Origin of the sequence: uncultured Campylobacter sp. (genome assembly GCF_938018145.1) — a bacterium.
Lineage (GTDB): Bacteria > Campylobacterota > Campylobacteria > Campylobacterales > Campylobacteraceae > Campylobacter_A.
This window is the reverse complement of the sequence record NZ_CALIII010000404.1, coordinates 1-3,186: the sequence shown is the minus strand read 5'-3', so window position 1 is coordinate 3,186 and position 3,186 is coordinate 1. Positions and strand designations below refer to the sequence as shown.

The 3,186-nt window shown below is 46.7% G+C and carries 4 protein-coding genes; 2 read left to right on the top strand and 2 right to left on the bottom strand.

Going from position 1 to position 3,186, the window contains the following annotated elements; translation table 11 throughout:
• Together Q0338_RS09310 and Q0338_RS09305 are read left to right on the top strand one after the other, a co-directional pair.
• A partial coding sequence (locus tag Q0338_RS09310; RefSeq protein ID WP_298086510.1) for an argininosuccinate synthase domain-containing protein occupies positions 1–978 on the top strand: 978 nt, incomplete at its 5' end.
• Between the two features lie 255 nt (positions 979–1,233).
• Positions 1,234–1,800: a restriction endonuclease gene (locus tag Q0338_RS09305; RefSeq protein WP_298086509.1), complete on the top strand. Its 567-nt coding sequence runs from the start codon at positions 1,234–1,236 to the stop codon at positions 1,798–1,800.
• A gap of 105 nt (positions 1,801–1,905) precedes the next feature.
• On the opposite strand, the gene Q0338_RS09300 is transcribed toward Q0338_RS09305, so the two are convergent.
• Both Q0338_RS09300 and Q0338_RS09295 read right to left on the bottom strand, forming a co-directional pair.
• Positions 1,906–2,481 (bottom strand): ribonuclease HII, encoded by a 576-nt coding sequence (locus Q0338_RS09300; protein ID WP_298086508.1) that lies wholly within the window; start codon positions 2,479–2,481, stop codon positions 1,906–1,908.
• A 90-nt stretch (positions 2,482–2,571) separates the two neighbouring features.
• Positions 2,572–3,186 (bottom strand): hypothetical protein (locus Q0338_RS09295; RefSeq protein ID WP_298086507.1); only part of this gene is annotated, 615 nt, incomplete at its 5' end.

Genomic DNA, 3,186 nt, shown 5'->3' with positions numbered 1-3,186 from the left:
TTAGTTTTATTTAGCGGCGGGCTGGACAGCATGATCGCCATCAAGCTGCTGACAAACCAAGGCATCGACGTTACGGCGGTGCACATCGATATCGGCTTTAGCGGCGATGAGGGAAAGATGGAAATTTTACGCCGCCGCGCGAACGAAGCCGGAGCCGAGTTTAAGATCGTAGATATCAGAAACGAATACCTGCGCGACGTGCTTTTTACGCCAAAATACGGCTACGGCAAGCACTTTAACCCCTGCATCGACTGCCACGGATATATGTTTAAAACGGCGCTTGCGATGATGCGCTCTGAGGGGGCGGACTTTATAGCGACCGGTGAAGTGGTCGGTCAACGTACGATGAGCCAGAGGCGCGACGCGATGTTGCGGGTCAAAAACGCCGCGGGCGACGAGGAGGATCTTATCTTGCGCCCGATGTCTGCACGGCTGATGAAGCCAACAAAACCCGAGCGCGAGGGCTGGGTCGATCGCAGCAAACTGCTCGCTATCGGCGGACGCGACCGCAAGAGACAGCTCGCGCTTGCGAAGGAATTTGGCTTTAGCGAGTACGAGACGCCTGGCGGCGGGTGCTTGCTCACGATCGAGAGCTTTGCGAATAAAATCAGAGATTTCATCAAATTTGACCCGGATATGACGAGCGCGGATATGCAGCTACTGCGCCTCGGACGCCATCTGCGCCTAACAAACGGCACCAAAATGGTCATCGGCCGCGACGAAAACGATAACGCCAAACTGCTAGCTCTAAATAATCCAAAATTTACTCAGATCAAATTTGACGGCGATATCGTGGGTGCGGTGAGCTTCGTGGATGCTAAATTTAACGAGGCTGACCTCGAGCTTGCCGTTCGGCTGGCGCTTACTTACACCAGAGCCGATAAAGATACGGCGGTGCGAGCTAGGATTGGCGAGCGCGAGATTTGCGTGAAACCTTTTGAGAGCAAGCAGGCTGCTCAGGAGTTTTTTGTTAGTTAAATTTAAGGCTAAAGATACTATCTTTCTTTGAAATTTGCCGTAGAATTTGCTGCAAATTTTACGGCCTTTGCGCGGATAAATTTCAAATTTACAACACAAACACTTTGTTTTAACTAGGCAAAATTAATTTATCTTGCGATATACCAAAATCAAAATGATACTGGCTTTTATTTTATTTTGATATATTTTAAGTATAATTCTCATTTTAATATAATAATGAGAGTTTTTGCGATGGATTATCAAGGATTATTTTTATTGGCACAGTTTTTAAACGAGAGAAAAAAGGCGAGTCGTAAAGAGATAGCGGAGTTTTTATCGCGCGAAACGGGTGCCAGCCAGAGCAAAACGGACGCGCTTTTAGGCGTCATAGCAAATAGCCCTAAAATTCAAGCTTTGCCGCAAGAAAAAAGGATCGTTTTAAAGACTTCGCGTGGGATTTACGAGATAAGCAAAGCTGGCGAAAAACTCTTAAAAAGTAAAAATGCTCGGCAAAATTTTGAGGATTGGATTGACAGCGTTTACGTCGAAACCGCGACGCAAAAACCGCAAGATTTACCCGTCTCAAAAAAGAAAAAATACCTAAAAACCATAACTGCTCTCGTCGTCCACGAGATAAAGGACAAAATGATCGGCGAAGCAATCAAAAAGCCGATAGAAGCGATAAAAACACTCGCGCTAAAACTCATGAAAAAGCATAAATATTTAGGCAAATTTTATGCTTTTAGACACGTTTTTTTGGCGCTTTTGGCTGCCAAGATCGCGTTTGACGTCGTTAAATTCTTTAAAAATCGCAAACTAGAAAAACTGCTTGCGAGCAGCTGATTTGGATAATAGCAAATCGTGACTTATTAAAACTGAAGCAACAATCCAGTATTTTTAATTTGTTCTTGAAGTTAAATGTGCAGATTAGAGTAAGTCGCTTATTGCCTAAAAATCATTCATCAAATAGCCGCGTTCAAAACTTTTCACGCGAAAGCTGCGTCTTTGTAGCGGCGAGTCGCCAAGCCTCGCGATAGCGTCCAGATGCGCCTTCGTGCCGTAGCCCTTATGTGCGGCGTATCCGTAGCCCGCATGCACGCCGTCCCACGCCGTCATCAGCGCGTCGCGGCTTACTTTGGCTAGGATGCTGGCCGCGCTTACCTGTGCCACTTTGCCGTCGGCTCCAACCATCGTTTTTATGCCGGTGCCGTAGTTTGCGTTGCCGTCGTAGAGTAGCTCGCAGTCCGCAAAATGCGACTTAAACAGCTGCAGCGCGCGCCTAAGACACTCGCTAAGCCCCAGCTCGTCGATCTGCTCGTTTGAAAAATACGCGATGAGAAATTCCGAGCTTCCCGCGATCTCTTTAAACAGCTCCTCGCGCCGCTTTGCGGTTAGTTTTTTAGAGTCGTTTACCCCCGCTATCTCGCGCTTTAGCACGCATGCGGCTACCGCTAAAGGCCCAGCCAGCGCGCCGCGTCCCGCCTCGTCGATACCGCAGATTTGGGCGTTAGATTTGTTTTTCATCGCTACGCTTTCAAATAAATTTTGCAAAATTTAAGCTATCAAATTTTGTCTTGCATGTTTCAAGATTTCCTTTTCTGGCGGAAAATTTGCCTAAAACAGCCCAAAATTTTGCTTTAAATGCTCTTTGATGGGCTCAAGCGGTAGCGATATCTCGCTGTTTTTTCCGCCGGTCGCACCGTCAAAAAACGTAATCCCGCTTGGCGAGAGCATAAAATTTTCGCTCGGCGTTATCTTTTCTTTTGCAAATATCGCCGCTAAATTTGCGTCGTTTAAATCCTTAAAAACGTCGCTTAAATTTATCTTTTTTAGGTTTTTGAGCCAGACGGTTTTGCAGACTTTTCCGCTTGCGCCTAGTTCGCAGACGCTTCTTATTTTGCCGTTTTGATACTCGAGGTTATTTAGCGCGCTTGCGGCGTTTTTTGAGGGGTCTTTGAGCCATGCCGATTTAAAATTTTCAAGCTTTGCGGCGAGGGATTTTTTGTTATTTTGCATAAATTTAGGCGAGTAAAAGTCGCTAGCCACGGCTTCAAATCGCGCTCCGTCTAGTCCTACCTCTTGCAGTCCGAGCACCGTAAAATCATAGTTTGCGACCTGTTTTATCACGGCTTTTCGCGCCTTGCCTCTGATCGCTAGTTTTCCAGTTAGTTCGTCGTTATCCGCTTTTACGCTTAGATTTAGCCACTCGGTGACCGCGCTTACGGCCGT